Genomic DNA, 26,780 nt, shown 5'->3' on the forward strand with positions numbered 1-26,780 from the left:
TCCTCGGTCGCCCGTAGCGCGCCTCCTCGGCTCCCCTCGACGGTGGAACCGAGGAGGCGCGCGGTCGTCACCGACCTCGTCGGTCGTCGGTATGGTGGTCCCCATGGCAGACAGTTCCTTCGACGTGGTCAGCAAGGTCGACAAGATGGAGGCCGACAACGCCCTCCACCAGGCGCAGAAAGAGATCGAGCAGCGCTACGACTTCAAGGGTGTCGGCGCCTCGGTCGACTGGAGCGGCGAGAAGCTGCTGCTCAAGGCCGCCACCGAAGAACGCGTCAAGGCCGTGCTCGACGTGCTCGAGTCGAAGTTCATCAAGCGCAGCATCAGCCTCAAGCACCTCGACGTCGGCGAGCCCTTCGCCAGCGGCAAGGAGTACCGCATCGAGGCGTCCCTCAAGCAGGGCATCGAGCAGGACGCGGCGAAGAAGATCGGCAAGATCATCCGCGACGAGGGCCCGAAGAGCGTGAAGAGCCAGATCCAGGGCGACGAACTGCGCGTGCAGTCCAAGAGCCGTGACGATCTGCAGGCGACCATGGCGCTGTTGAAGAAGGCCGACCTCGACGTCGACCTGCAGTTCGTCAACTTCCGCTAGTCACCCGCGGCTCACGGCTCCGAGGTCCCGTCCATGGTCGAACCCGCCTGGGTGGCGCCGACGATCGCCGTTCTCGGCATCGTGCTCGACATCGCCATCCGGGTGTTCGCGATCGTCTACGTCCCGATCAACAGGCGGCCCCAGACGGCCACCGCGTGGTTGCTCGCGATCTTCCTGATCCCGTACGTCGGGTTCGTCCTCTTCTTGTTGATCGGCAGCACCAAGCTGCCCGCGCGTCGTCGTGAGAAGCAGACCGAGATCAACAAGTACATCATCGAGACGACCGAGGGCATGGAGCGTGTCAAGCGCGACCACCCGTGGCCGGCCTGGCTCGACTCGGTGGTCGAACTCAACCGCACGCTCGGTGCGATGCCGCTCGTCGGAGGCAACACCGGTGAGATGCACACCGACTACGACGAATCCATGGCGGCGATGGTCGAGGCGGTCGACGGGGCCCACCGCTACGTCCACGCCGAGTTCTACATCACGAGCCTCGACCGCACGACCGAGCCGTTCTTCCTGGCGCTCGAGAACGCCCGTCGACGGGGTGTCACGGTCCGTCTGCTGATGGACCACATCGCCAGCCGCGGGTACCCGGGGTACCGCAAGGCCCGACGGCGGTTGGACGCGATGGGCGTGGAGTGGCAGCTCATGCTGCCCGTACTGCCGCTGCGGGGCAAGTACCAGCGGCCCGATCTGCGCAACCACCGCAAGCTCCTCGTGATCGACGGTCGTGTGGCCTTCACGGGCTCGCAGAACATGGTCGACAAGAGCTACCAGAAACGCAAGAACAAGCGCCGAGGCCTCGAGTGGAAGGACTTCATGGTCCGCTTCGAGGGCCCCATCGTCGCCGGCATCAACGCGCTGTTCGTCACCGACTGGTACAGCGAGACCGACGAGTTGCTGCTCCGCGAGACCGACCCCGTGCACACGGCCGACCGGCTCGAGACGATCGACTGTCAGGTGGTGCCGAGCGGGCCGGGCTTCGACGGCGAGAACAACCTGCGGTTGTTCAACTCGCTGCTCTACAGCGCGCAGGAGCGCATCATCATCACCAGCCCCTACTTCGTGCCCGACGAGTCGATGCTCTACGCCGTGACGACCGCGGCCCAGCGCGGGCTCGAGGTGCAGCTCTTCGTCAGCGAGATCGGCGACCAGCCGGTGGTATACCACGCGCAGCGTTCCTACTACGAGGCCCTGCTGCGGTCGGGGGTCCGCATCTTCCTGTACCGCTCGCCGACCGTCCTGCACGCCAAGCACTTCTCGATCGACGACGAGGTCGCGGTCATCGGCTCCAGCAACATGGACATGCGGTCGTTCAGCCTCAACCTCGAGATCTCGGTCATGGTGCGTGGACTCGAGTTCGTCGAACGGCTGCGCGAGGTCGAGCAGACCTACCGCGCCTCGAGCCGCGAACTGTTCCTCGACGACTGGCTCGCGCGTCCCTTCCGCTCGAAGGTCCTCGACAACGTCGCCCGCCTCACCTCCGCCGTCCAGTAGTCCACCTGTCCGCGCGGTCCATCGCCGGCCGGCGGTCCGCGCGGCGGGGCGCTGAAGGCGAGTGGTCGTGAGGGGGCTCCCGAGGCTGTATATTTGTCTGGCGCCTCCGGTCGGTGATCACACGGGCTGGGCGTGCATGGCAAGTTACCCAAGCGGCCAAAGGGATCTGACTGTAAATCAGCCGGCGTAGCCTTCGGGGGTTCGAATCCCTCACTTGCCACGGTTGCCCCTCAAGAACGGACTCGCTCGTCGAGTCCGTTCTTGCGTTACCGGGCCACCCACCCCACAGGAGGACCCGTGTCCGTCACCCCGACCCCCGCCGAGCTGCTCGAGATCGCCGTCGCCGTCGCGGGTGAGGCCGCCGAGCTCGCGGCCCTCCGCCGGTCCGAGGGGGTCGTGGTCGCCGACACCAAGAGCAGCGCCGTCGACGTCGTGACGCACACCGACCGAGAGGTCGAGACGTACGTCCGAGGCCGTCTGGCCGAGCTGCGTCCCGGGGACGGCTTCTTCGGAGAAGAGGGCGAACCCGACGACTCGACCACGGGACTCACCTGGGTCGTGGACCCCATCGACGGGACCGTCAACTTCCTTTACGGCATCCCGCAGTGGGCCGTGAGCATCGCCGTCGTCGAGGGCGGTCCCGACCCGCTCACCTGGCGCACCCTCGCCGCAGCGGTCGTCAACCCGACGTCGGGCGAGACCTTCACCGCGTCGGTCGGCGGCGGCGCGTGGCTGGACGGGCGTCGCCTCGAGGTGAACGCTCCGGCCTCCCTCGAGACGTCCCTGCTGGCCACCGGGTTCTCGTACGACGCCGCACGTCGGGTCGAGCACGCGGAGGCGCTGGTCCGGGTGGTGGGGCGCGTTCGCGACCTGAGGCGCCTGGGGGCGGCCTCGCTCGACCTCTGCGCCGTCGCCGCGGGACGGGTCGACGCCTACGTCGAGCGAGGACTCAAGCCGTGGGACCACGCGGCGGGCGCACTCGTGGCCGCCGAAGCAGGCGCCGTCGTCCGCGGGGAGCTCGGTCAGGCCCCCAGCGAGTCGCTGACCTTCGTCGCGGCCCCTGCCATCGCCCAGGACCTCGCCGCCCTGGTCGTCGAGGCAGGGATCTGACCGGAGCACCCTCGCTGCGAGATATGAACATGCAGCGTTCGAGTTGTCATATCGTAGGTCAATCATACATATCGACATCGACACCCGAATGCGGGTAGCCATTCGTTCATCGACCGGCTACCCTGGAGAGGTCGTTATTGATCCGTGATCATCGCGTGACGCACTCCGCCAGGGCTCCTTCCGAAAGTCCTGCGCAGCTCGTGCCACGATCACCAGTGACGGCCGTGAAGACGACGGTGCACCCACCGTCCGATCCCGATCACCCCGAGGACCCATCACACGTGACGAAGTACCAGCAGATCGCCGAGCCCGACGGCGACGGAACCCCGTCGCGTCGCGCCACCGACGACCTCACGGGCACCGGTTCGCCGAGTGTCGCTCCGACCGTCCCCGTCGTGGCCGACGCCCCCGTCTACCTCACCCGTCGCGAAGCCCGTGAGGCCGAACGCCGCGCGGCCCGGCCCGTGACCGCAACGGCCTCCGCCGCCACCACGACCTCCGCCACCACGACGGCTGCCGCCGCTACGAGCACTGCGGCCCGCGTGGTCGCCGAGCCCGCCGCCGAGGCCCGGCCCACGACTGGCCCGTCCGCGGCGACCGAGCACGTCTCGCCGCGACGAGCCGCTCGTCTCGGTGCGGACTCCGGCACCCGTCCCGCAGCTGCCGGACGCACCGCGAAGGCCCGCGCACAGCGCCCCGCGGCTCGCCTCGAGGCGCCCGTCCGCGCGCCCCGCACCGCCGGGGCGACCTTCCGACGCACCACCAAGCGCGTCACGGTCGTCGGAGCCATGCTCTTCGCCGCGTCCATGCTCGTGGCCACCTCGGTGCCCGCCAACGCCTTCTTCGTCGACACCCCCACGCAGACGGCCGCCAAGAAGGCCGCCGACTCCCAGAGCTACACGGCGACCGCACCCTCGGCCGACGGCACGGCCGGTGTCTCGCGCGACGGTTACTCGGTCACCGAGATGAAGGCCGTCTCCGAGTACGCCTCGACGAGTGCCAGCACGTTCTCGAACGACGTCGACGGCACGGTCCAGTGGCCGTTCCAGACGGGCGTGCCGATCAGCAGCGGCTTCGGCGCCCGCCAGGTGGCCAACTGCGGCTTCTGCTCGACGTTCCACCAGGGTCTCGACTTCGTCCCGGGTGCCGGCTCGCCGATCCAGGCGATCGCCGACGGCGTCGTCAGCAAGGTCGACGGCCCCTCGGGTGCCCTGGGCAACAACGTCTGGATCGACCACGTCGTCAACGGCCAGAAGGTCACCAGCGTCTACGCGCACATGCAGACCGGTTCGGTCGAGGTCCGCGAGGGCGACACCGTCACGGTCGGCACCATCATCGGCAAGGTCGGCAGCACGGGCAACAGCACCGGGGCCCACCTGCACTTCGAGATCGTGATCGGCGGCGTGCCCGTCGACCCCTATCCCTGGCTCCAGGCCAACACGAACTGAGCCGTGGTCCCGCTCCGCGCGGCACGCACGAGAAGAGCCCCACCTGTCGCCAGGTGGGGCTCTTCCGTCGTCGTCGCCGCTACGACGTGGTGGCGAGCCAGACCGTCGCGTTCGCCGGCAGGGCCGGCCCGTCGACGACCATGGTGGCCAGCAGGACCTCGCCCACGGGGAGCTCGACGGGGACGTCGCCCATGTTGGCCACGACGGTGACCCCCTGGCTGCGGAACGCGACCACCTCGGGCCCGAAGCCCTCGAGCCAGGTCAGCGTGCCCGTACCCAGCTCGTGCTCCGCACGGAGGCGGAGCGCCCGCGTGTAGAGCTCCAGCGTCGACCCGGCGACACCCCGCTGCTCGTCCCGGGCGTACGTCGACCAGTCCGCGGGTTGGGGCAACCAGGAGGCGCCCGTCGCGTTGAACCCGAAGGCCGGCTCGGTCGCGGACCAGGGCAACGGCACGCGGCAGCCGTCCCGGCCGTAGCGCTCCCCGTCCGTGCGGAACCACGTGGGGTCCTGCCGGGAGTCGTCGGGCAGGTCGATGGCCTCGGGCAGGCCGAGTTCTTCGCCCTGGTAGAGGTACGCGCTGCCGGGGAGGGCCAACATGAGCGCCGATGCGGCTCGCGCCCTGGCCAACCCGAGCTCGGGGACGGGCAGCCCCTCGCTCTTCGGCCCGATGCCGTACCCCTGCGGGTTCTCGGCCGTCAGGGCGAGCCGACTGGCGTGCCGGACGACGTCGTGGTTGCTCATGACCCAGGTGCTGGGGGCTCCGACGCTCGAGAAGGTCTGGAGGGACGCGTCGACGACCTCGCGGACGGCCGGGGCGGACCACCCGGTCTCGAGGTAGGCGAAGTTGAACGCCTGGTGCATCTCGTCGGGGCGCACCCAGTCGGCCAGACGCGAGAGCGGTTCGACCCAGGCCTCGGCGACGAGCACCCGGTCGCCCGGGTACTCGGCGAGGACGGTGTGCCACTCGCGGTAGATCTCGTGGACGCCCTCCTGGCCCCAGTAGGGCGGGGGAGCGGACTCGCCCTGGCCACCGCCCATGCTGCCGGACTCGGCGGGGGGCGTGTAGTCGGGCAGGCCCTCGGCCTTGACCATGCCGTGAGCGACGTCGACCCGGAACCCGTCGACGCCGCGGTCGAGCCAGAAGCGCAGCACGTCGACGAACTCGTCGCGCACGCGGCGGTTCGTCCAGTCGAGGTCGGGTTGCGACGAGTCGAACAGGTGCAGGTACCACTGGCCCGGTCGGCCGTCGGCCTCGGTCACGCGGGACCACGCCGGGCCGCCGAAGACCGACTGCCAGTTGTTCGGCGGCAGCTCGCCGTCGGGGCCGCGGCCGTCACGGAACAGGTACCGACCGCGGGCGGCCGAACCGGCCGGCGAGGCGAGGGCCTCGCGGAACCACGCGTGGTCGCTCGAGGTGTGGTTCGGCACCACGTCGACGATGACCCGCAGGCCCAGCTCGGTGGCCCGGGCGCGGAGGGCGTCGAAGTCGTCCAAGGTGCCGAACAGCGGGTCGACGTCGCGGTAGTCGGCCACGTCGTAGCCCGCGTCGCGCTGGGGCGAGGTGTAGAAGGGCGACAGCCAGACGGCGTCGACGCCGAGCTCGCCGAGGGCGTCGAGGCGCGACGTGATGCCGGGGAGGTCGCCGACGCCGTCGCCGTCGCCGTCGGCGAACGACCGCGGGTAGACCTGGTAGATGACGGCGGTGCGCCACCACTCGTGGCCCTGGTCGGCGGTCGTCGCGGTGCCCTCGAGGGGGGCGGTCGGGGTCAGCGTGTCGGTCTCGGCCGGATCTCGTGTGGACATGAGGCCACGATACGGCAGGCCCCCGACGCGGCATCGGCTACGGTCGTGGTCAGGACAGCCCGGAGGGGGACCTCCGGGACGAACACCCGCGACACGATTGGCACGATCCTGAACCCTGCGACCGATCTCGTGACGGCCGACCTGCCCGCCGGCACCCGGCCGTTCCCGCTCGCGCTCGGAACCAACGTCTTCGGCTGGACGGTCGGCGCCCCCACCGCCCTCGAGGTGCTCGACCTGTTCGCCGACGACGGCGGCCGCGTCGTCGACACGGCCGACGTCTACTCGGCGTGGCTGCCGGGCAACTCCGGGGGCGAGTCCGAGGCGATCATCGGCCGGTGGCTCGCCCGACCGGGCAACCGCGACCGGGTCGTGCTGAGCACCAAGTGCGGGCAGCACCCTGACGCCCCCGGCCTGTCGCGTGCCAGCATCCGGGCGGCGGTCGAGGCGTCGCTGCGCCGTCTGCGCACCGACCACGTCGACTTCTACTTCACGCACTTCGACGACGACGAGACACCGCTGGACGAGACGGTGGGCGCGCTCAGCGAGCTCGTCGACGAGGGCAAGATCCTCTGCGCCGGGGCGTCCAACTACACCGGCGCGCGCCTCCGGCAGGCCCTCGCGATCGCGGATCGCGACGGACTCCACCCGTTCCGTTTGGTCCAGGTCGCGTACAACCTGGTGCGACGGGGCGAGTACGAGCAGGACGTCGCCGCCATCGTGGACCACTACGACCTCGCCGTGTTGCCGCACTCGTCCCTGGCGAGCGGGTTCCTGACGGGCAAGTACCGTCACGAGGCCGGCCGCGGGGACTCTCCCCGGGGCAGCCGGGCCCTCAGCTACGTCACGCCGCAGAACCAGGGCACCCTCGAGGTCGTCGTCGAGATCGCCGAGCGTCTCGACGTCGAGCCGGGCGCCGTGGCCGTCGCGTGGCTCGCCTCCCGCGACAACGTCATCGGCGCACTCGGCAGCGCCCGGACCCCCCGCCAGCTCGAGGGCCTGCTCGACGCCGCCCGGGTCGAGTTGACCGAGGGCGACCTGGCGTCGCTCGAGGCGGCCTCGCGTCCGCTCGCCTGACGTCCGGGGTCAGCGCCCGGCGCCGTCCCTCTCATGCGCCTGCCCGTCCGCGGCGACGGGACCCAGCGGGACGATCGTCCGCGCGCCCGGGTCCCAGCGCCGCAGCCGGGACAGCACGACCGGCCGGGTCGACGGGACGCCGGCCTCGGAGAGGGCGTCGAGGGCCCGGGCCACCTGGTCGGGCGTGAGGCGTGACGCGAGGGTGACGTGGGGGGTCCACCGACCGGGCGTGGTGTGCGGGACGTCCCCCGCGCCTCCCAGGCTCTCGTGCACCCGGGCGTGGAGGTCCAGCAGTTCTCCCGTCACGACCACGGGTCGCACGAGCACGAGCCCGCGCGGGGGCGACCCGAAGAGCAGCAGCCCACCGAGCTCGGCGGGCATCGGCAGCGCCTCCGAGAGGGGCAGGAGGCGCGGGTCGGCGGCCGGGTCGAGGTCGGGTCGTGCCACCAGGGTGACGTGCGGCGCGTTCGACGTCCCGACGTGGTCGCCCTGCGACGGGAGGCCCGCCGCGGACAGCACGCGCCATTCGTCACGGACGGCTCCGTCGGAGGCCGGGTCGAGCAGGAGTTCGAGGCTGTGCACCCGTCGATCCTGCCCCGCGGGGCCTTCGGCGGGCCGGGTCGGCACGTGGCGTCAGCAGCCCGTTCGCTCTGCTACCCTTGTCTGGTGCCAATCGGCAGCGGCCTCGGTCGCTCGCCTGGTGGTCACGCCCCGATAGCTCAGTGGTAGAGCACTTCCATGGTAAGGAAGGGGTCGTCAGTTCAATCCTGACTCGGGGCTCTGGCTGTCTCGGTCCCGTCCCGGTGTGATGCCGGCAGGGCCTGCAGCCTGCGGCGGGGTAGCTCAGTTGGTTAGAGCACACGGCTCATAATCGTGGTGTCGCGGGTTCAAGTCCCGCCCTCGCTACCGCAGGCCCGGATCTCTCACGAGTTCGGGCCTTCGTCGTCCGTACGCTCGGTGGTCATCCGCCGGGTCGTCTCCGCGCACCGAGACGCGACCGGTGCGCCGTGCCCGGGCGTCGGGCATACGATGAAGCATGGCCGTGAGCATCCGCAGCATCGGCACCGCGGTGCCCCCGACCATCATCCGACAGGACGACGTCCGAGAGATCTTCGCGACCCAGGCCGGCCTCGGCCGCCTCGGTCAGCGCATCGTCGGCGCCGCGTTCGGTGCCTCGGCCATCGAGACCCGGCACACCGTCGTCGACGAGCTCGACCGGCGACCGCGCGAGGGCGAGCCCACGTTCTACGACGCCGCGTCGAACGAGATCCTCCGACCCGGCACGGGTGCGCGCAACCAGGTCTACACGGACCGGTCGCCCCAGCTGTTCCTCGACGCCGCTCGTGCCGCGCTCGCGGCGGCGCCCGACCTCGGGCCCGACGACGTCACGCACGTGATCAGCGTGTCGTGCACCGGCTTCTTCGCCCCCGGGCCCGACTACCTGCTCGTCCGGGGCCTCGGGTTGTCGCCGTCGACCCGTCGCCACCACCTGGGCTTCATGGGCTGCTACGGGGCCTTCCCCGCCCTCGCCGCCGCACGCGACTTCTGCCTCGCCGATCCGGAGGCGGTCGTGCTCGTCGTCTGCGCCGAGCTCTGCACGCTGCACCTGCGGAGCTCCGACGACCCCGACTCGATCGTCGCCTCGTCCGTGTTCGCCGACGGGGCGGCCGCCGCCGTGGTGACCGCCCGCCCGGCGCCGTCGGGCTCCGTCGTGCTCGACCTCGACGTCCTCGAGACGGTGCTCACCCCGGTCGGCGAGACCGACATGGCGTGGACGATCGGCGACCTGGGCTTCGACATGGTGCTGAGCAGCTACGTCCCGCAGATCATCGAGCTGCACATCGACTCGGCCCTGGCACCGCTCTTCGAGGCCGGCGGCGTCGGCGTCGGCGACGTCGACCTGTGGGCCGTCCATCCGGGCGGGCGCAGCATCCTCGACCGCGTGCAACAGCAGCTCGGGCTCACCGACGCCCACATGGCGCCCTCACGCGACGTCCTGCGCGACTACGGCAACATGTCGAGCGCGACCGTCCTGTTCATCCTCGCCGACCTCCTGGCCGGGCAACCCGCCCCGTCGCAGCGCGTGGGCGCCATGGCCTTCGGCCCCGGACTGACCGTCGAGACCGCGCTGATGACGCGTCGCGCGGTCTCGTGAGCGCGACCCGCACCTCCTCGGCTCCGTCGGTCGCGGTGCGGCCGCCCTGGTGGCCGGACCTGTCGCGACGAGGCGTCGGACTCGTCGAGCTGATGGACGACCCGGGCTGCGACCTCGGCCTGCTGAACGCCACCTACCGGGCCTTCCCGGTCGTGAACGGTCTCGTGGCGGGGTGGCGCCGGGCGTACCTCCGCCGCCTGCGCCCGCTGTTGTCGGCGGACGTGACGACCCGGCTGCTCGACCTCGGGTCCGGCGGCGGCGACCTCGCGCGCGCCCTGGCCGGCTGGGCCCGTCGCGACGGGCTCGCCCTCGAGGTCGTGGCCGTCGATCCCGACGAACGGGCCCACGCCTTCGCGGCGTCCCGCCCCGTCCCGCCCGGCGTCGAGTTCCGGCGGGCCTCGAGCGCCGACCTCGTGGCGGCGGGCGAGACCTTCGACGTGGTCGTGTCGAACCACGTCCTGCACCACCTCGACGACGAGGCCCGGGCGGCCGTGCTGGACGACAGCGCCCGCCTGGCGTCCCGTCTCGTGCTGCACGCCGACATCGAGCGGGCCCGCGGGGCGTACCTCGCCTACCGGGCCGCGACCTGGCCGTGGCGGACCCGCTCGTTCGTCCACGTCGACGGGCTCCTGTCGATCCGCCGCAGCTTCACCGCCGACGAGCTGGTCGACGTGGCTCCGCCGGGGTGGCGCGTCGTCCGGCAGTGGCCCTTCCGCCTGCTGCTCGTCCGCCAGATCGGCGTCGACGCCCCCGGGGGTGCCGGCCGTGCGGACGCATGACGTTCTGATCGTCGGTGGGGGGCCCGTCGGGGTGATGCTCGCCGCCGCCCTGGCGGATCGCGGCCTCGACGCCGTCGTCTGGGAGGCGCGGGTCGACGATCCGGCGCACTCGCGCGCCCTCGGCGTGCATCCGCCCTCGATCGACCTCTTCGACCGGCTCGGCCTCGCGGACGACCTGCTCGCCGACGCCGTCCGCATCCGGCGGGGCATCGCCCGGAGCGGCGAGCGGACGGTCGGCGTGGTGCCGTTCGACCGGGCGTCGTCGCGGTGGCCGTTCGTCGCGGCGGTGCCGCAGGACCGCACCGAGGCGGTGCTGCGGACGGGGTTGGCCGCGCGGCGGGACGACGCGCTCCGTCGGGGCGTGCGGTTCGTCGGGCTCGCACAACGCGACGAGGACGTGGTCGTCGAGGGGGTCGACGACGAGGGGCCGGTGGTCGTCGCCGCCCGCTTCGTCGTCGGGGCCGACGGCACGCGCAGCGCCGTCCGCGCCGCGCTGGGCGTCGACACCAGGGCCCGGGACCTGCCCGACCGCTACGTGATGGGCGACTTCGCCGACGCCACCGGCCACGGCCCCGACGCCGTGATCCATCTCGAGCGCTCCGGGGTGGTCGAGTCGTTCCCGTTGCCCGCGGGTCGACGACGGTTCGTGGTGCACGTCGGGTCGGCTCACGCAGCGACCGCGTCGGTCGCACCGGACGACGTCGCGCGGCTCGTGTCGGACCGCACCGGGTCACCCGTCGACCCGACGACCTCGACCATGACGAGCGGGTTCGGCGTCCGGCGCCGGCTGGCCGTCCGGACGGTCGTCGGCCGGGTCACGTTGATCGGCGACGCCGCCCACGAGATCAGTCCCATCGGCGGCCAGGGCATGAACCTCGGCTGGCTCGACGGGCACGCGCTCGAGGCCGTCATCGCCGCGGCGGTGAAGCGGAGGGGTGGCCGGGTGCTCGATCCGACGACGTTCGGCCGTTTCGACGCCGACCGTGCCCGCGCCGCCCTCCGCGCCGCCCGGCAGGCCGAGTGGAACACCGCCCTCGGTCGGCCCGTCGGCGGGGGAGCGGCTCGGGCCCGGGACCTGGCGCTCGGAGCCGTGCTGAGGGCTCCGAGCAGGCACCTGCTCGCGTCGGTCTACGCCATGCGCTGGGCCTGAGCGGTCGGCCCCCGCGGCCGCGCCGTCCCGGCTCCCCTCCGCCGACCCGCGTGCTCAGGCGACGACGGTGCCGCCGCTGAGGGCGAGCTGCACCACGAGCAGCAGGGCCGCCACCATGATCAACCGGAAGAGGGTCCGGTCGACGCGTCCCGCGAGCACGAGGCGCACTCCGACGACGGCGATGCCGAGGGTCACGGCGGTGCCGACGGCGGCAGCGACGAGGCCCGGAGCCGACGAGTCGCCGCCCAGTCGGCCCGAGAGCAGCAGGACGGCCGCGATGGCCAGCGCCGCGAACGCGACGACTCCCGAGACGGTCCGCCCGAGGCGGTGGGGGAGCCCGACGATGCCGGTGCGCGCGTCGTCGTCGAGGTCGGGCAGGACGTTCGTGAAGTGGATCGCGATGCCGAAGACGGCTCCGACCGCCACGGCCCAGGCGGCGGGAGGCGACGGTGGTGCCGCCGCGAGGGTGGCGACGGCCGGCAGCAGGCCGAAGCTCACGACGAAGGGCACCACCGAGACCGGGGTCCGCTTGAGCCCGAGGTCGTACGCCCACCCCGAGGCCACGAGCACGAGGTGGGCCGTGCCGGCTGCGGGCCCGAGCGCGTAGGACGGCACGAGCATCAGCACGCCGCAGACCACCGCGGCACGGCGAACGGCCGACACGCTCACGAGGCCCCGGGCCACCGGCTTGTCGGTCCGGCCGACGGCGCGGTCGCGCCCGGCGTCGAGCCAGTCGTTGGCGAACCCGATCGAGGCCTGTCCGAGCAGCACCGCGAGGGCGAGCAGCACGAGTCGGCCGAGGGGCAACCCCGAGGAGGCGCCCAGCACGACGGCGAGGACGGTCACCACCACCGTCGGCCCCGGGTGCGTCGAACCCAGCAGGGCGGCGGTCCACGAGGCGGGGCCGTCGCGGCGACCGGAGCCGGCGGTGGAGACCGGGGGCTCGGGGGAGATCATCCGTTCACCCTAGACGGACGGAGCCGCACGGCCCCGGGTCGGTCGGCCCTGGACGGCGGGACGCGATGCGGTGGGCGACGTGAAGAGGTGCACCCGAGTCGGGGGAGGACTCGGATGCACCCCGTCGCACCCTCGGCGCTCGAGGTGCAGGTGGATCAGTACCGGCACGCGCCAGAGGAGGGTGCCCACGTCGAGTTACCATCCCAGACGTGACTGGAGTGTACGACTGCCACGGGTGGATCGGAAGGGGCACCGGGCCGTCTTTCGCGGATCGGCCCGGGCCCCGGGGGACGACGAGGGGTCAGGCCCCGCGGCCGGTCTTCTGCTGGAGGCGGTCGATGTGCTCGCTCGCCTCGGCCTTCGTCATGTCGGCGGGCAGCTCTTCACCGGCCTCGCGGGCGAGGGTGTCGAGGTAGCTCTTCTGCGGGCCGGTGATGGGCTCGTCGCCGGTGACCCAGTCGTCGGGGTCCTTCGACGCCGTGCTGCCGCCGTCGGGGCGGGCGCCGCCGAGCGTCTCGCCGTGTGCGGGAGCTGCGTTCTCCTCGCGGGCCGTGGCGGCCTGGTCGGTCTCGTCGGTGGTCGTCGTGTCGGTGGTCGTCGTCTCGTCGGACTCGGCCGCTGCCGGGTCGACGGGGGTGATGTCGGGGTCGATGTTCGCGTCGCTCATGACGTGAACGTACGCCGTGCCCCCGACACCGGGCCGGGCGACGTACCCCGCTGGTTAGACTCGACCGCGTGTCCGTGAACCCTGATCTGCAAGGGCGGGTCTTCCCGCCGGCCCCGCCCTACCTCGTGGGCCGCGAGAAGGTGCGCGAGTTCGCCCGCGCGACCGGCTCGACGAGCCCGCTCTCGTTCGACGTCGAGGCGGCCCACGCGGCCGGGCACGGCGACCTCGTCGCCCCGCCGACCTTCGCCGTCGTCGTCCAAGAGGCCACCCTCGCCCAGTTGCTCGCCGAACCCGACGCGGGCATCGACTTCTCCCGCGTCGTCCACGGCGAGCAGCGCTTCTCGCTCTCGCGTCCGATCGTCGCGGGGGACGAGCTCACGGCCACCCTGACCGTGACGAGCGTCAAGACGCTGGGCGGCAACGCCATGGTCACGGCGTCCTCCGACATGCGCGACGTCGACGGGCGGCACGTGGTCACCGCCGTGTCGACGCTCGTCGTCCGCGCCGACGACGAGGCCGCCGCGTGAGCGCCCTCGAGGTCGGCCAGGTCGTCGCCGAGAAGACCTACCCCCTGACACGCGACTCGTTGGTGCGCTACGCCGGCGCCTCGGGCGACTTCAACCCCATCCACTACCGCGACGACGTGGCGGCCGCGGTCGGTCTCCCCGGTGTCCTGGCCCACGGCATGCTCACGATGGGCACCGCCGTCCAGCCGGTCGTCGAATGGCTCGAGGGGGCGGGCGACGACGCCGGCGTGCTCGGTCGGGTGTCGGACTACCAGGTGCGCTTCACGCGTCCCGTCGTGGTCGACCCCACCGCCGGGGCCGAGATCGCCGTCGTCGCGAAGGTGGGCAAGCTCGACGCCGAGGCCGGCACGGCGCGCATCGACCTGACCGTGACCGCCGGCGGCCAGACCGTGCTGGGCAAGGCCCAGGTCGTGGTGACGCTGGCGTGACGACCTTCGCCGAGCTCACGACGATGCAGGTGGGCGGCGAGCCCGCCCGCCTGGTCGAGGCGACGACGACCGACGAGCTGCTGGCCGCGGTCCGTGAGGCGTCGGTCGGTGACGACCCCTGGTACGTCCTGGGCGGCGGGTCGAACACGGTCGCCTCCGACGAGCCGTTCGACGGCACGGTCGTCCACGTGGCCACCCGGGGTGTCGAGCGCGTCGACTCCGACGACCACCGCGTCCACCTCCGCGTCGCCGCCGGTGAGCCCTGGGACGACCTCGTCGCCTCCACGGTCGAGCAGGGCTGGTCGGGGCTCGAGGCGCTCAGCGGCATCCCCGGCTCGACGGGCGCGTCGCCGATCCAGAACATCGGTGCCTACGGCCAGGAGGTCGCCTCGACGCTCGTGGCCGTCGACTTCCTGGACGACGACTCGGGCGAGTTCGTCCGCATCCCCGCGGCCAACCTCGACCTCGGGTACCGCACGAGCGTCTTCAAGCAGGGCCGTCGGGGCGTCGTCACGGCCGTGGAGTTCGCCCTCACGGACCACGGAGGCGCGAGCGAGCAGGTCGCGTACCCGCAGCTCGCGAAGGCCCTCGGCGTCGAGCTCGGGGCCCGGGTCTCGGTCGCCGACGTGCGCTCCAGCGTGCTCGCCCTGCGGGCCGCGAAGGGCATGGTGCTCGACCCGGCCGACCGTGACACGGCGTCGAGCGGATCGTTCTTCACCAACCCGATCGTGTCGCGGGCCGACGCGTCGACCCTGCCGGCCGACGCGCCACGGTGGCCGACCGGCCCCGAGCCCGAGCGCCAGGTCGTGCCACTCGGTGAGGAGCCGGCCGCCCCGGCGCCCCGTGCGCCCGCCGAGGTCAAGCTCAGCGCCGCCTGGCTGATCGAGCACGCCGGCATCGCGAGGGGTTTCCGCCTGCCGGGCTCGCGAGCCGCCGTCTCGTCCAAGCACACCCTGGCCCTGACCAACCGTGGCGGTGCCACGGGCGACGAGGTCGCCGAGCTCGCGCGCTACGTGCAGCAGCGGGTCCAGTCCGAGTTCGGCGTGCTGCTGCACCCCGAGCCCGTCCTCCTCGGCCTCTCGCTGTAGGGACGCGGCCGCGTGCGTCCGACGCGGCCACGTGCGTCCGACGCGGCGGTGCCCGTCCGACGTCGCGGCGCAGAGATCCTCAGCGGCGCGGCAGGTGGCCGAGTTCGAGCGCCAGCGTGACGGCGCGCGTCCGGTCGTTGACGCCCAGTTTCTCGAAGACGTGCAGCAGGTGCGTCTTGACCGTCGCCTCGCCGACGAACAGCCGGCGTCCGATCTCGCGGTTCGAGCAACCCTCCGCCACGAGGGCGAGCACGTCGGTCTCGCGAGGACTCAACGGGGTCGGGCGCGGCACGGGCTCGGCGCCGCTGCGTGCGCGGCCGACGAGACGGGCCGCCATCGCGGGGGCGAGGGCCACCTGTCCCGCGACCACGGCTCGGAGGCCCGCCACGAGCTCGTCCTCCGGGGAGGCCTTCAGGAGGTAGCCGCTCGCCCCCACCTCGATCGCCCGCAGGATGCTGTCGTCGGACTCGTAGGTGGTGAGCACGACGACCTTGGTCGTCGGGTGACGTGCCAGGACGGCCTCGGTCGCCTCGACACCGTCGAGGCCGGGCATGCGGAGGTCCATCACGATCAGGTCGGGCTCGAGCGAGTCCGCCAGGGCGACGGCCTCGGAGCCGTCGCTCGCCTGCCCCACCACGACGAAGTCGTCCGTCGTCGCGAGCAGGGCGGCGATGCCCTGCCGCACGATCGGATGGTCGTCGGCCACGACGGTGCGGTGCACGGGCGATCCCGCCGGCGAGGCTCCGGGCCCGGTCGACGTCGCATCCTCGTGCGCGGGCCCCGCGGTCACGGGGTCACCACCGCGGCGCGGGGGACCTGCGCGGTGACGACCGTCCCGTCGCGGTCCGACGAGACGTCGAGGCGGCCACCCGACAGCTCGAGCCGCTCGCGGAGGCCGTCGAGGCCGAACCCGGTCGATGCGACCGCCGTGTCGAACCCGGTGCCGTCGTCGGACACGACGAGCACGGCCGTCCCGTCCGTCGCCGTGAGCGTGACCCGCGCCGACGTCGACGCACTGTGCTTGCGGACGTTGGCCAGCGCCTCCTGGGTGCACCGCACCAGCACGACCTGCAGGTCGCGGGGCAGGTCGACCTCGACGGCGTCGACCGTGATCCCGATTCCGCTCTCCCGCTCGAAGCGCTCGCCGAGGCGATGGAGGGCGGCCGCCACGTCGGTGCCCGCCGGTCCGGTGGACGCGGTCGCCGCGACGAGGGTGCGCGCCTCGGTGAGGGCCTCGCGGGCGGCGGCCTCGATCACGTCGAGCCGTTCACGGGTCGTCGTCAGGTCGCCGGCCGCGAGGGCTCCGCGGGTCTGCTGCGCGAGCATGACGACTCCGGTGAGGCTCTGGGCGATCGTGTCGTGGATCTCCCGGGCCAGGCGCTCGCGTTCGGTGCTCGTGCCCGCGTCGCGGTGCCGCGCGGCCAGTTCGGCCTGGGCCTCGCGCAGCTCGTCGAGCAGCCGGCCGCGTTCGACCCCGACCCCGGCGATCGTGGTGATCCACATCCCCAGCGCGATGCTGAAGACGAGCGAGAGGCCTTCGCTGGTGGCGGCCGTCGCGAGGGCCTCGGCCGACCACCCCAGGCTGACGACGAACCCGATCGAGATGGCGACGCACAAGCAGACGTTGGCGACGATCGCGGACCGGGTGCCGGGGAGCAGCGTCCAGATCAGCGGCATGAGGAAGGCCTGCACGACCGCGAGTTCGGGGGTGGCGGCCACCGTGACGCCGCCCACCACCACGAGCGCGGCGACGGCCGTCACGGTCGGGAGCGACAGCAGCGCGACGGCGCGACGCACCACGGGCCGCGCGAGGGCGAACCACGTGAGCACCAGCAGCCCGACGGCGACGAACGAGGCCGTGACCCGGCCGCTCGACGAGGTCGTGGCCAGGACGACCATCACCACGACCGTGATCGCGAGGCCGGCGTCCCACCAGCGCATCGAGATGGCGGTTCCCGACCGGGCGGGGGCCGCGGCCTCCGCCCGGTCGCCGGTGTCGTCCATGTCGATCACGCTAGTGGCAGCCGCGGGCCGGCGAGGCCGTCGTGGTCGTCGCCGATCGGGCGGAGGACGGTGGCCGTCCACGGGTCAGGTGTCCTTCCTGATCCACCGGAAGGTCAGCAGCGAGGCGACGGCGCCGGCGACGAGCCAGACCGCCAGCCAGAGGGCGACGCCGGGCAGGTCCCACGATCCGCCGGCCTCGGCGGCCGAGAACGTGTCGGGCAGGAACACGCTGCGCATGCCCTGCGCCAGCCACTTCAACGGGAACACCGAGGCCACCGACTGCAGCCAGTCGGGCAGCTGGGTGAACGGCAGGTAGACCCCCGAGATGAACTGCAGCACGAGCGTGATCGGGACGATCACGGCCGTGGCGCTCTTCCCGCTGCGGGGCACGCGCGAGAGGGCGATGCCGACCAGTGCCGACGTCGCGATGCCGAGCAGGTAGACCCAGGCGAGCGTCAGCCACGACCCGGCGTCGGTCGGCAAGGGCACGCCGAAGAGCACCCGGGCCACCAGCACGAGCAGCGCCACCTGCAGCAGGCTCGTGACGAGCACCTGGCCGAACTTGCCGACGAAGTACGACCCGACCGGCAGGGGCGTCCCCGAGAGTCGCTTGAGGGTGCCGTCACCACGCTCGAGGGCGATGTCGACGGCGAGGTTCTGCACGCCCGAGAGCAGGATGCCGGCCGCGATCATCCCCGGCAGGTAGAACGCGGCGGCCCCCACCTCGGAACCGTCCGGCCGCGTGCCGAACGAGCCCGAGGCGCTGAACGCCGTGGAGAAGATCGCGAGCATCACGACCGGGAACAAGAACGTGAAGAAGACGGTGTCGCCGGCCCGGAAGTACCCCCGCACCTCGTACCGGGTGCGGCTCAGGCCGAGCGAGAGCGTCCTCACGAGGTCACCCCGGACGAGGAGGCGCGCGGCGCGTCCCCGGCGTCGGTCGCGATCCGTTCCCCGTCCGCGACGGTCTCGGCGGTCGCGACCAACCCGAGGTACACGTCCTCCAGCGACGGCCGGATCACCTCGAGCGAGCGCGGTTCGCCTCCGCGGGCGTGCAGGTCGGCGACCAGGGCGCCCGGTGCGGAGGTGCGGACGTCGTGCCGTCCGTGTTCGTCGAGCCAGGTCACGCGAGGGGTGCGCGCCTCCTCGTCCCCGAGCTCGTCGGGTCGCCCCTGGGCGACGAGCCGGCCCTGCGCGATCACCGCGACGCGGTCGCTCAGCTGCGCCGCCTCGTCGAGGTAGTGGGTGGTGAGGACGATGCTCGTCCCGTCGTCCGACAGCGACCGGATCAACTGCCAGAACTGTCGGCGGGCCTCGGGGTCGAAGCCCGTGGTCGGTTCGTCGAGGAACAACAGCTCGGGGCCGCCGACCACACCGAGCGCGACGTCGACGCGTCGTCGCTGCCCCCCGGACAGCGACCGGATGCGTGCCCCGGCCTTCGCCTCGAGGCCGACCGCGGCGATCACCTCGTCGACGTCGCGCGGGTTCGGGTAGAAGCCGGCGAAGTGGGCGATCTGCTCGCGCACCGTGGCCGTCCCCTGTTCGCCGGAGGTCTGCAGGACGATGCCGAGGCGCGCCTTCCAGTCGAGACCGGCGTGCTGCGGGTCGGCGCCGAGCACCGACACGTCGCCGCCCGACCGGTCGCGGTAGCCCTCGAGGATCTCGATGGTGGTCGACTTGCCGGCGCCGTTGGGGCCGAGCAGGCCGAGGGTCTCGCCCGCGGCCACCTCGAACGAGAGGCCGTGCAGAGCCGTGGCGGTGCCGTAGGTCTTGGTGAGGTCGTGCACTCGCACGACGGGTTCGGGGGTCATGGCTCCAGCGTGCGCCGTGGCGGCTCCGCGCACCAGGCCCGACCGGTCGAGGCCGGGTCCACCGATCGGTGGACCCGGCCTCGGGACGGGGGTCGCGGCCTCAGGCGAACAGGCGCTGGAGGCGGCGGACGCCCTCGAGCAACTCGTCGTCGCCGAGGGCGTAGGACAGCCGGAGGTACCCGCTGGGCCCGAAGGCCTCACCGGGCACGGTGGCGACGTCGGCCTGTTCGAGGATGAGGTCGGCGAGTTCGAGCGACGTGGTGGGCGTGACGCCTCCCCACTCGCGACCGAGCAGGCCCTGCACGTCGGGGTAGACGTAGAAGGCTCCCTCGGGGGTGGGGGTGACGACGCCGTCGATCCGGTTGAGCTCGCGGACGATGGTGCTGCGTCGGGCGTCGAAGGCGACCCGCATGGCCTCGACCTCGTCCTGCGGTCCGGTGAGGGCCGCCAGGGCCGCCCGCTGCGACACGTTCGAGACGTTCGACGTGAGGTGCGACTGGAGGTTCGCGGCACCCTTGACCACGTCGGTCGGGCCGATCATCCAGCCGACCCGCCACCCGGTCATCGCGTAGGTCTTGGCCACGCCGTTGACCAGGATCGCCTGGTCGGCCAGCTCGGGCACGGCCTCGGTGATCGAGACGGCCGTCACCCCGTCGTAGGTGAGGTTCTGGTAGATCTCGTCGGTGATCACCCAGACGCCGGCCTCGAGGGCCCAACGACCGATCGCCTCGACCTCGTCGGGTGAGTAGACCGCGCCCGTCGGGTTCGACGGCGAGCAGAACAGCAACACCTTCGTGCGCTCGGTGCGGGCGGCCTCGAGCTGGTCTACCGTGACCTTGTAGCCCTGGTCGGCACCGGCGAAGACCTCGACGGTGACTCCGCCGGCGAGGGCGATGGCCTCGGGGTAGGTCGTCCAGTAGGGCGCCGGCAGGAGGGCTTCGTCGCCGTCGTCGAGCAGCGCCTGGAAGGCCTGGTAGACGGCCTGCTTGCCACCGTTCGTGACGATCACCTGCGACGTCGACACCGTGGTGCCGCTGTCGCGCAGGGTCTTCTCGACGATCGCCTCGCGCAGTTCGAGCAGGCCGGCCGCGGCCGAGTAGCGGTGGTTCCGCGGGTCGCGGGCGGCGACGACGGCCGCGTCGACGATGTGGTCGGGCGTGGGGAAGTTGGGCTCGCCCGGGCCGTAGCTTATGATCGGTCGGCCCTGTGCCAGCAGGGCCTTGGCCTTCGCGTCGACGGCCAGCGTGGCCGATTCGGCGATCGACGAGATACGGGACGAGAGACGGCGCGCGGTCGGGGTCACGTGGGTCAGCCTAGCGGGGGTGTCACCGGCCCGGACGGGTGCGCCCGCCGAGGGTCCGTCGGACCCCGCGGCGCCCGGCTTTGCACGCGCCCGCCGCTTCGCCTACACTTGACGAGGCGATCGAATGCGCCAAGCTTCAGCGCGCCTCTGCAGTCCGGTTCACCAACAGCCGACTGAGAGAGGCAGGGCCTCCGGGTCCGACCGAGAGGTCATCTGAAGGGCGTCGATCCCATAGGGCGGTGGCTCAATTGGTAGAGCAGCGGTCTCCAAAACCGCAGGTTGCAGGTTCGAGTCCTGTCCGCCCTGCAGCCCGGCTGTGTTCTTCATGACACGGTGATCACACACAGATACGGACACAGGCCCACGGGCCGAGCTCGGAAGGTCGGAACAGTGGCGAGAAAAGACGTTGACGTCCCCAGTGAAGACGTCGTCGAAAAGGCGAAGAGCGACGGTGCGACGCGCCGCAGTCCCTTCGCCCGCATCGCGTTGTTCATCCGCCAGGTGATCGCCGAGCTCAAGAAGGTCGTCACGCCGACCCGCAAAGAGCTGCTCAGCTACACCGGCGTCGTCCTGGTCTTCGTGGTCATCATGATGGCCCTCGTCTCCCTGCTCGACCTGGTGTTCGGCACCGGCGTCGGCTACGTCTTCGGCAACGGCCCGACCGGCAGCTGACGCGTCACCCACCGGCCGACTCCCCGAGCACCACGTGAGCGGGTCCCGTGACACCGAGCACGAGCACCCGACAACCCCGATCGAAAGAAGAACCCTTGCCTGACAACGAGCGCGACGACATCGACCTCGCCACCGCTGCCGAGCAGTCCTCCGAGGTCGAAGAGGCCCAAGAGGGCGGCACGCTGGCCGCCGACGAGGACGCCGTCGAGCCCGCCGAGTCCGAGGCCCTCTCGGTCGTCGACGAAGGCGACTCCGGTTCGACCGACACGAGCGACCTCGACGGCCTGCTCGACACGCTGGCCGAGGCACGCGACCCCGAGGCCGACGCGATCGTCGACGACGCCCTCGACATCGACGACGAGTTCGAGGCCGAGGCCGCCGTCGAGGCCACCGACGACGAGGCCGACTCCGAGGCCGAGCAGGCGGCCGACGAGGGCGACGCCCCCGCCGCGAACGCCGTCGTCGCCGAGGCGGAGCAGTCCGTCCAGGACGCCGACGCCGAGATCGCGCACGACGACGTCGACGTCGACGTGTCCGCCACCGAGGTCGAGGACGACGAGCCCGCCGAGGTCGACCCCTACGAGGCCTTCCGTTACGAGCTGCGGGGCAAGCCCGGCAAGTGGTACGTCATCCACTCGTACGCCGGCTTCGAGCGCCGCGTGAAGCAGAACATCGAGAACCGCATGGTCTCGATGACCATGGAGGACTACATCTACCAGGTAGAGGTCCCCATGGAGGACGTGGTCGAGATCAAGAACGGGCAGCGCAAGCTCGTCACCCGCGTCCGCATCCCCGGCTACGTGCTCGTGCGTCTCGACCTCAACGAGGACAGCTGGTCCGTCGTCCGCCACACCCCCGGCGTCACGGGCTTCGTGGGCAACGCCCACAACCCGACGCCGCTGCGTTTCGAAGAGGCCTTCAACATGTTGAAGAGCCTCGTCCAGGTCGACACGACCCCGGCGCCCGCCAAGGGCGGCGCCAAGGGTGTCAAGCAGGCCCAGCGGGTCATCCCCGCCGAGGTCGACTTCGAGATCGGCGAGACGATCACGATCAAAGAGGGGTCGTTCGCCGGACTTCCCGGTACGATCAACGAGATCAAGCCCGAGAGCGGCAAGCTCACCGTGCTGGTCTCGCTGTTCGAGCGCGAGACGCCGGTCGAGCTCAGCTTCGACCAGGTCACGAAGCTCTAGCAGGCACCCACCCCCCAGGTCTACAGATCACCGGAGTCCGCGCCGCGGGCCACCGGGAGAGCAGGTCGCGACCGCGATCGGTTCGAACCCCACAAGAAGGAAAAGAACAATGGCACCGAAAAAGAAGGTCACGGGTCTGATCAAGCTTCAGATCAACGCCGGCGCCGCGAACCCCGCCCCGCCCATCGGCCCGGCCCTGGGTCAGCACGGCGTGAACATCATGGAGTTCTGCAAGGCGTACAACGCGGCGACCGAGTCGCAGCGCGGCAACGTCGTCCCCGTCGAGATCACGGTCTACGAAGACCGCTCGTTCACGTTCATCCTCAAGACCCCGCCCGCCGCCGAGCTCATCAAGAAGGCCGCCGGCGTCGCCAAGGGTTCGGGAACCCCGCACACCACCAAGGTCGGCAAGCTGACCATGGACCAGGTGCGCGAGATCGCGACGACCAAGCAGGCCGACCTGAACGCCAACGACATCGACGCCGCGGCGAAGATCATCGCCGGCACCGCCCGTTCCATGGGCATCACGGTCGACGCCTAAGCAGCACCCCTCCGTGCAGGCGACCCGCCTGCACGACCCTGACATCAGTGGGAGAGCCGGCCAGGCTCGCAACCACGTCCCCAGTACGAAGAGGTCCAACATGGCTCAGAAGTCCAAGGCGTACCGCGCCGCTGCCGAGAAGATCGAGGCAGGCAAGTTCTACAGCACCAGCGAGGCCGTAGCCGTCGCTCGCGAGACCGGCTCGAAGAAGTTCGACTCGACCGTCGAGGTCGCGCTCAAGCTCGGCGTCGACCCCCGCAAGGCCGACCAGATGGTGCGCGGCACCGTCATCCTGCCGCACGGCACGGGCAAGACCGCCCGCGTCATTGTGTTCGCGACGGGTGCCGCCGCCGAGGCGGCCATCGCCGCGGGTGCCGACGAGGTCGGTGGCGACGAGCTCATCGAGAAGGTCGCGGGCGGCTACACGTCGTTCGACTCGGCCGTCTCGACCCCCGAGCTCATGGGCAAGGTCGGTCGTCTCGGAAAGGTGCTCGGCCCCCGTGGCCTCATGCCCAACCCGAAGACCGGCACCGTGACCCCCAACGTTGCGCAGGCGGTCAACGACATCAAGGGCGGAAAGATCGAGTTCCGTGTCGACAAGCACAGCAACGTGCACTTCGTCATCGGCAAGGCCGGCTTCTCGGAAGAGCAGCTGAACACCAACCTCGACGCCGCCCTCGAAGAGGTCGTCCGCCTCAAGCCGTCCTCGTCCAAGGGCCGCTACATCACCAAGGGCACGCTGTCGACGACCTTCGGTCCCGGCATCCCCCTCGACATCAACGTCTTCTAGGTCCTCCGACCTCCCAGGCATCGCGTCGCCCGAAGGCCGTCCCACTCTCGAGTGGGGCGGCCTTCGTCGTCGGCTCCCGTCCGTGGTCGGGCGAGGAGGCGCGGGTGGGGCACCATGGGCAGATGACCGTCACCGTGCGCCCCGCCCTCCCGACCGACGCCCCCCTGCTCGCCGAGGTCGCCGCGGTGACCTTCCCGCTCGCCTGCCCGCCCGGGTCGGACCTCGCGGACATCGCCCGGGTCGTCACCACGGTGCTGTCCGAGGAGGCCTTCTCGCGCTACCTCGCCGACGACACCCGGACCGTCCTGCTGGCCGTCGACCCCACGGCCCGGGTGGCCCTCGGCTACAGCATGATGATCGCGGGAGATCCCGAGGACGCGGACGTCGCCGCAGCCGTCTCGTCCCGGCCGACCGTCGAGCTGAGCAAGTTCTACGTCATGCCGCAGGGGCACGGCACGGGGGCGGCCTCGACCCTGATGGCCGCGACCCTCGAGGCAGCCCGCGCGACCGGCGCCTCCTCGGTGTGGCTCGGAGTCAACCAGCAGAACGAACGGGCGCTTCGTTTCTACGCCAAGCACGGACTCGTGAAGGTCGGGACGAAGACCTTCGCCCTCGGCGACGACCTGCAGCAGGACTTCGTCCTCGAGCGTCGGATCTAGGCGGGGTCGCTTCGGGCCATGGCGGCCGGTCCGAAGGCCGGGTCAGGCGGCCTCGGTGTCGTCGGTGACGCGCAGCACGAGCTTGCCGCGGGTGTGCGACCGCTCGAGGCGGGCATGGGCGTCACGGGCGTCGACCAGGTCGTAGACCTCGTCGACGTAGACCCGGACGTCGCCCGAGTCGAGCAGTCGCGAGATGACCGCCAGCGTGGCGCCGTCGGGGGAGACGGCGAACCCGGTCGACCGGACGCCTGCCTGCGCGGCCTTCTCGGCGAAGGCGGCCCCCGAGGCGAGCGGTGCGTGGACGGCGAGCCCTCCGGGTCGGAGCAACCTCAGCGACCGGTCGGCCTCGACGTCGTCGTCGACCAGGTTGAGCACGACGTCGACCTGACGGACGCTGCGGTCGACGTCGGCCGCGCCGTAGTCGACGACCTCGGCGGCACCGAGCTCCCGCAGCCAGGCCGCGTTGGCCTGTGAGCCGGTCGCGACGACGTGTGCGCCGAAGTGCGAGGCGAACTGCACCGCGAAGTGCCCCACCCCGCCCGCGCCGGCGTTGATGAGGAGGCGCTGGCCCTCGTGGGCCTTGGCGACGTCGACGACCATCCCCCAGGCCGTGAGCGCCGCGAGGGGCACAGCGGCGGCTTCGAGGTGCGACAGGGTGGTGGGCTTCCGGGCCACCGACAGCGACGGGACGCTGATGTACTCGGCGTAGCTGCCACCGGAGCGCGGGCACGGGGCCATGCCGTAGACGGCGTCACCCGGACTCAACGGATGCGCCGCGTAGGGCGTCTCGACGACGACGCCGCTGAAGTCGTGGCCCAGCACGGCCGGGAACGCCGGGATGGCGTCGCTGTCGCCGCGACCGGCCCGGGTCTCCAGGTCGAAGCGGTTGACGCCGGCGGCGACGACGCGCACGAGCACCTCGGCGTTGACCCGTCGCGGGTAGGGCACGTCGGCGGCGACGAGCTGCTCGGGCCCGCCGGTCCGCTCGATCACCATCGCCCGCATCGTCGTCTGCATCGTCGTGTCCATCGGCGGCCCCTGTCGGCTCGTGTGCGCCGTGGCTCCGGCGCGGTGGTCAGGTCAGTCAACGGGACGGATGAGTCACCCGTGTTTCGCGGGTGTCACCGAGAGGGAAACGATGATGGGTACGGTGTGGGCATGAGAGCATCGGTCGCCGTCCTGCGCGTCGCGGCTGCGGTCGCGGTCCTCGTCGCCGTCGTGGCCCAGTGGGAGAACAGCCTGCGCGACCCGGGGTACCGATTCGTGGACTTCTTCGGGTACTTCACCATCCAGAGCAACCTCATCGTGCTGCTGGCCCTGGCGATCGGCGCGTTCACGGTGCTGCGCCGGACGACGCCGCCCCGGTGGACGGTCGCGGTGCGGGCGGCGGCGACCACGTACATCGCGCTGACCGGGCTGGTCTTCAACCTGCTGCTGGCGGGACTGCCCTCGAACGACCCGTACACCGTGGGGTGGGCGAGCGACGTGTTCCACCGGGTGATCCCGCTCTACGTCGTGCTCGACTGGGTGCTCTTCGCCGACCGCGACCGCCAGCCCTGGCGGCGGTTGTGGCAATTCCTGGCCATCCCCTTGATCTGGGTGGTCGTCGTCCTGGCCCGGGGCGCCGACTTCGTGCCGTACCCCTTCCTCGACGTGGCGACCCTCGGCGGGGGCGTCGTGGCGCTCTGGTGCGTGGGCATCGCCGTCGCGGTCGCCCTGATCGGGGCGCTCGTCGTGGCGGCGTCGCGCCTGCGCCTCGTCGACCCGGATCGGCGCGTGCCTCAGCGCAACGGATCGTAGGGCGGGGGTTCGTAGGCCTCGTAGGCGTCGGGCGGTGGCGGCGCCGACGCCCGACCGCCGGGCGCGAACGGGTCGACCGGCGCCTGTCGTGCGAGGGTGTCGAGCACCTGGTCGGCGAGGGCCACGAGACGGTGGATCTCGTCCTCGTCCCGCTCGACCCAGCGGCACTGCGGGTCACCGTGCAGGGGCACGAAGTCGGTGTGCTGCTCCCACACCACGAGGGTGCGCTCGGCGCCGAGCACATACTGCTGCCAGGCCACCTGACGCAGGTACGAGCGGGGGATCGACGACCAGGCCTTCTTCGTCGTCTTGATCTCGCACAGTTCGACGGTGCCGTCGGTGCGGACGGTCACGCCGTCCGGGGTGGCCAGGTGTCGGCGCTGACCCGCGGCGTGGAAGAGCTTCTGGCTGGACTCGATGCCGTGTCGCTGCAGCACCCACCGGGCGATCTCGGGCTCACGCGCCCGCCCGTGGTCGGTGTAGGCGTTGCCGCCGAAACCGTTGCCGTACAACTTGTCGAGCACGACGGCCTGCACGGCGCGCGGGCTCGAGAGTCGGGCGACGTCGGTGGCCGTGATGCCCTGGCTGCGAGCCCGCAGCCATGCGATGCGGTCCGACGAGTCGGCCAGCACGCGCGTCAGGTGCGCAGGAGGCGCGGCGGGGGTCGTCGGCTCGTCGTCGTCCCACAGGGCGAGCATGGGTTGGACGACGGTCATGGTGACCATTCTCCC

The 26,780-nt window shown here is 71.7% G+C and carries 27 protein-coding genes, 4 tRNA genes and 1 pseudogene; 21 read left to right on the forward strand and 11 right to left on the reverse strand.

Annotation, left to right across the window (positions count from 1 at the left end):
* The first annotated feature begins 103 nt into the window (after nt 1-103).
* The 5 genes from IFT79_RS12945 (at nt 104) to IFT79_RS16980 (ending at nt 4,650) form a co-directional block, all read left to right on the forward strand.
* The gene (locus tag IFT79_RS12945) at nt 104-592 is read left to right on the forward strand and encodes a YajQ family cyclic di-GMP-binding protein (protein ID WP_056047782.1); all 489 of its coding nucleotides are present in this window, start codon (nt 104-106) and stop codon (nt 590-592) included.
* Nucleotides 593-625: 33 nt separating this feature from the next.
* Nucleotides 626-2,092 (forward strand): cardiolipin synthase, encoded by a 1,467-nt coding sequence (cls, locus tag IFT79_RS12950; RefSeq protein WP_192124574.1) that lies wholly within the window; start codon nt 626-628, stop codon nt 2,090-2,092.
* A 138-nt stretch (nt 2,093-2,230) separates the two neighbouring features.
* Nucleotides 2,231-2,312 (forward strand) — tRNA-Tyr (locus tag IFT79_RS12955).
* A 77-nt stretch (nt 2,313-2,389) separates the two neighbouring features.
* Nucleotides 2,390-3,202: an inositol monophosphatase gene (locus tag IFT79_RS12960; RefSeq protein ID WP_192124576.1), complete on the forward strand. Its 813-nt coding sequence runs from the start codon at nt 2,390-2,392 to the stop codon at nt 3,200-3,202.
* A 281-nt stretch (nt 3,203-3,483) separates the two neighbouring features.
* On the forward strand, nt 3,484-4,650 hold the full coding sequence (locus IFT79_RS16980) for a peptidoglycan DD-metalloendopeptidase family protein (protein ID WP_192124578.1): 1,167 nt from the start codon (nt 3,484-3,486) through the stop codon (nt 4,648-4,650).
* A 79-nt stretch (nt 4,651-4,729) separates the two neighbouring features.
* On the opposite strand, the gene IFT79_RS12970 is transcribed toward IFT79_RS16980, so the two are convergent.
* Nucleotides 4,730-6,454 carry a glycoside hydrolase family 13 protein gene (locus IFT79_RS12970; RefSeq protein ID WP_056046553.1) on the reverse strand — a complete coding sequence of 575 codons (1,725 nt, stop codon included), beginning with the start codon at nt 6,452-6,454 and terminating at the stop codon, nt 4,730-4,732.
* A 129-nt stretch (nt 6,455-6,583) separates the two neighbouring features.
* Here IFT79_RS12970 and IFT79_RS12975 point away from each other — a divergent pair, with 129 nt between their 5' ends.
* Nucleotides 6,584-7,528, forward strand: coding sequence for an aldo/keto reductase (locus IFT79_RS12975; RefSeq protein ID WP_192124580.1), 945 nt, complete (start codon nt 6,584-6,586; stop codon nt 7,526-7,528).
* A gap of 9 nt (nt 7,529-7,537) precedes the next feature.
* On the opposite strand, the gene IFT79_RS12980 is transcribed toward IFT79_RS12975, so the two are convergent.
* Entirely contained in the window at nt 7,538-8,110 is a 573-nt protein-coding gene (locus IFT79_RS12980; RefSeq protein ID WP_192124582.1) for a 2'-5' RNA ligase family protein, read from the reverse strand.
* A 126-nt stretch (nt 8,111-8,236) separates the two neighbouring features.
* Between IFT79_RS12980 and IFT79_RS12985 the strand changes: the two genes are divergently transcribed.
* The 5 genes from IFT79_RS12985 (at nt 8,237) to IFT79_RS13005 (ending at nt 11,612) form a co-directional block, all read left to right on the forward strand.
* Nucleotides 8,237-8,308 (forward strand) — tRNA-Thr (locus IFT79_RS12985).
* A gap of 52 nt (nt 8,309-8,360) precedes the next feature.
* Nucleotides 8,361-8,434 (forward strand) — tRNA-Met (locus IFT79_RS12990).
* 130 nt (nt 8,435-8,564) lie between these two features.
* Nucleotides 8,565-9,683, forward strand: a complete 1,119-nt coding sequence (locus IFT79_RS12995) for a type III polyketide synthase (protein ID WP_192124584.1) — start codon at nt 8,565-8,567, stop codon at nt 9,681-9,683.
* A complete protein-coding gene (locus IFT79_RS13000; protein ID WP_285063009.1) occupies nt 9,680-10,462 on the forward strand; it encodes a class I SAM-dependent methyltransferase in 783 nt (260 codons plus the stop codon). The genes IFT79_RS12995 and IFT79_RS13000 overlap by 4 nt, the downstream gene beginning before the upstream one ends.
* Nucleotides 10,449-11,612: an FAD-dependent oxidoreductase gene (locus IFT79_RS13005; RefSeq protein WP_192124586.1), complete on the forward strand. Its 1,164-nt coding sequence runs from the start codon at nt 10,449-10,451 to the stop codon at nt 11,610-11,612. Before IFT79_RS13000 ends, IFT79_RS13005 begins: the two co-directional genes overlap by 14 nt.
* Nucleotides 11,613-11,666: 54 nt before the next feature.
* On the opposite strand, the gene IFT79_RS13010 is transcribed toward IFT79_RS13005, so the two are convergent.
* Nucleotides 11,667-12,569: a UbiA family prenyltransferase gene (locus IFT79_RS13010; RefSeq protein ID WP_192124589.1), complete on the reverse strand. Its 903-nt coding sequence runs from the start codon at nt 12,567-12,569 to the stop codon at nt 11,667-11,669.
* Nucleotides 12,570-12,870: 301 nt separating this feature from the next.
* Nucleotides 12,871-13,089, reverse strand: a pseudogene (locus tag IFT79_RS16505) (DUF3072 domain-containing protein); the annotation flags it as partial.
* 215 nt (nt 13,090-13,304) lie between these two features.
* Here IFT79_RS16505 and IFT79_RS13020 point away from each other — a divergent pair.
* From IFT79_RS13020 to IFT79_RS13030, 3 genes are read left to right on the forward strand one after another with little or no spacing between them, the layout of a single operon-like run.
* Entirely contained in the window at nt 13,305-13,763 is a 459-nt protein-coding gene (locus IFT79_RS13020; RefSeq protein WP_173151341.1) for an FAS1-like dehydratase domain-containing protein, read from the forward strand.
* Nucleotides 13,760-14,191, forward strand: coding sequence for a MaoC family dehydratase (locus IFT79_RS13025; RefSeq protein WP_056046546.1), 432 nt, complete (start codon nt 13,760-13,762; stop codon nt 14,189-14,191). The genes IFT79_RS13020 and IFT79_RS13025 overlap by 4 nt, the downstream gene beginning before the upstream one ends.
* Nucleotides 14,188-15,279, forward strand: coding sequence for a UDP-N-acetylmuramate dehydrogenase (locus tag IFT79_RS13030; protein ID WP_255350790.1), 1,092 nt, complete (start codon nt 14,188-14,190; stop codon nt 15,277-15,279). The genes IFT79_RS13025 and IFT79_RS13030 overlap by 4 nt, the downstream gene beginning before the upstream one ends.
* A 79-nt stretch (nt 15,280-15,358) precedes the next feature.
* Here the strand turns inward: IFT79_RS13030 and IFT79_RS13035 are convergent, their stop codons facing one another.
* The 5 genes from IFT79_RS13035 to IFT79_RS13055 all read right to left on the reverse strand — a co-directional run bounded on the left by IFT79_RS13035 (nt 15,359) and on the right by IFT79_RS13055 (nt 20,397).
* On the reverse strand, nt 15,359-16,000 hold the full coding sequence (locus tag IFT79_RS13035; protein ID WP_056047759.1) for a response regulator: 642 nt from the start codon (nt 15,998-16,000) through the stop codon (nt 15,359-15,361).
* Nucleotides 16,001-16,065: 65 nt separating this feature from the next.
* Nucleotides 16,066-17,283, reverse strand: coding sequence for a sensor histidine kinase (locus IFT79_RS13040; RefSeq protein ID WP_192124591.1), 1,218 nt, complete (start codon nt 17,281-17,283; stop codon nt 16,066-16,068).
* Between the two features lie 84 nt (nt 17,284-17,367).
* The gene (locus IFT79_RS13045; RefSeq protein WP_056046543.1) at nt 17,368-18,177 is read right to left on the reverse strand and encodes an ABC transporter permease; all 810 of its coding nucleotides are present in this window, start codon (nt 18,175-18,177) and stop codon (nt 17,368-17,370) included.
* Nucleotides 18,174-19,094: an ABC transporter ATP-binding protein gene (locus IFT79_RS13050; RefSeq protein WP_159826102.1), complete on the reverse strand. Its 921-nt coding sequence runs from the start codon at nt 19,092-19,094 to the stop codon at nt 18,174-18,176. Before IFT79_RS13050 ends, IFT79_RS13045 begins: the two co-directional genes overlap by 4 nt.
* Before the next feature lie 100 nt (nt 19,095-19,194).
* Entirely contained in the window at nt 19,195-20,397 is a 1,203-nt protein-coding gene (locus tag IFT79_RS13055) for a pyridoxal phosphate-dependent aminotransferase (RefSeq protein ID WP_446718862.1), read from the reverse strand.
* Nucleotides 20,398-20,630: 233 nt separating this feature from the next.
* On the opposite strand from IFT79_RS13055, the gene IFT79_RS13060 reads away from it, so the two are divergent.
* From IFT79_RS13060 to IFT79_RS13085, 6 genes are all read left to right on the forward strand, one after another.
* A tRNA-Trp gene (locus IFT79_RS13060) sits at nt 20,631-20,703 on the forward strand.
* A gap of 84 nt (nt 20,704-20,787) precedes the next feature.
* Nucleotides 20,788-21,069: a preprotein translocase subunit SecE gene (secE, locus tag IFT79_RS13065; protein WP_043592949.1), complete on the forward strand. Its 282-nt coding sequence runs from the start codon at nt 20,788-20,790 to the stop codon at nt 21,067-21,069.
* A 95-nt stretch (nt 21,070-21,164) separates the two neighbouring features.
* On the forward strand, nt 21,165-22,259 hold the full coding sequence (nusG, locus tag IFT79_RS13070) for a transcription termination/antitermination protein NusG (RefSeq protein ID WP_192124593.1): 1,095 nt from the start codon (nt 21,165-21,167) through the stop codon (nt 22,257-22,259).
* Nucleotides 22,260-22,368: 109 nt separating this feature from the next.
* Nucleotides 22,369-22,800 carry a 50S ribosomal protein L11 gene (rplK, locus tag IFT79_RS13075; protein ID WP_043592945.1) on the forward strand — a complete coding sequence of 144 codons (432 nt, stop codon included), beginning with the start codon at nt 22,369-22,371 and terminating at the stop codon, nt 22,798-22,800.
* A gap of 100 nt (nt 22,801-22,900) precedes the next feature.
* Nucleotides 22,901-23,590 carry a 50S ribosomal protein L1 gene (gene rplA, locus IFT79_RS13080; RefSeq protein ID WP_043592944.1) on the forward strand — a complete coding sequence of 230 codons (690 nt, stop codon included), beginning with the start codon at nt 22,901-22,903 and terminating at the stop codon, nt 23,588-23,590.
* A gap of 122 nt (nt 23,591-23,712) precedes the next feature.
* Nucleotides 23,713-24,249, forward strand: coding sequence for a GNAT family N-acetyltransferase (locus tag IFT79_RS13085; protein WP_192124595.1), 537 nt, complete (start codon nt 23,713-23,715; stop codon nt 24,247-24,249).
* Nucleotides 24,250-24,291: 42 nt separating this feature from the next.
* On the opposite strand, the gene IFT79_RS13090 is transcribed toward IFT79_RS13085, so the two are convergent.
* On the reverse strand, nt 24,292-25,278 hold the full coding sequence (locus IFT79_RS13090; RefSeq protein ID WP_446718863.1) for an NADP-dependent oxidoreductase: 987 nt from the start codon (nt 25,276-25,278) through the stop codon (nt 24,292-24,294).
* 129 nt (nt 25,279-25,407) lie between these two features.
* Here IFT79_RS13090 and IFT79_RS13095 point away from each other — a divergent pair, with 129 nt between their 5' ends.
* On the forward strand, nt 25,408-26,049 hold the full coding sequence (locus IFT79_RS13095; RefSeq protein WP_192124597.1) for a Pr6Pr family membrane protein: 642 nt from the start codon (nt 25,408-25,410) through the stop codon (nt 26,047-26,049).
* Here the strand turns inward: IFT79_RS13095 and IFT79_RS13100 are convergent.
* Complete coding sequence (locus IFT79_RS13100; protein ID WP_249407988.1) at nt 26,031-26,765, reverse strand: YqaJ viral recombinase family protein; 735 nt, start codon at nt 26,763-26,765, stop codon at nt 26,031-26,033. The genes IFT79_RS13095 and IFT79_RS13100 overlap by 19 nt on opposite strands.
* Nucleotides 26,766-26,780 lie beyond the last annotated feature (15 nt).

Origin of the sequence: Frigoribacterium sp. CFBP 8759 (assembly GCF_014841655.1) — a bacterium.
Classification (GTDB): Bacteria; Actinomycetota; Actinomycetes; order Actinomycetales; family Microbacteriaceae; genus Frigoribacterium.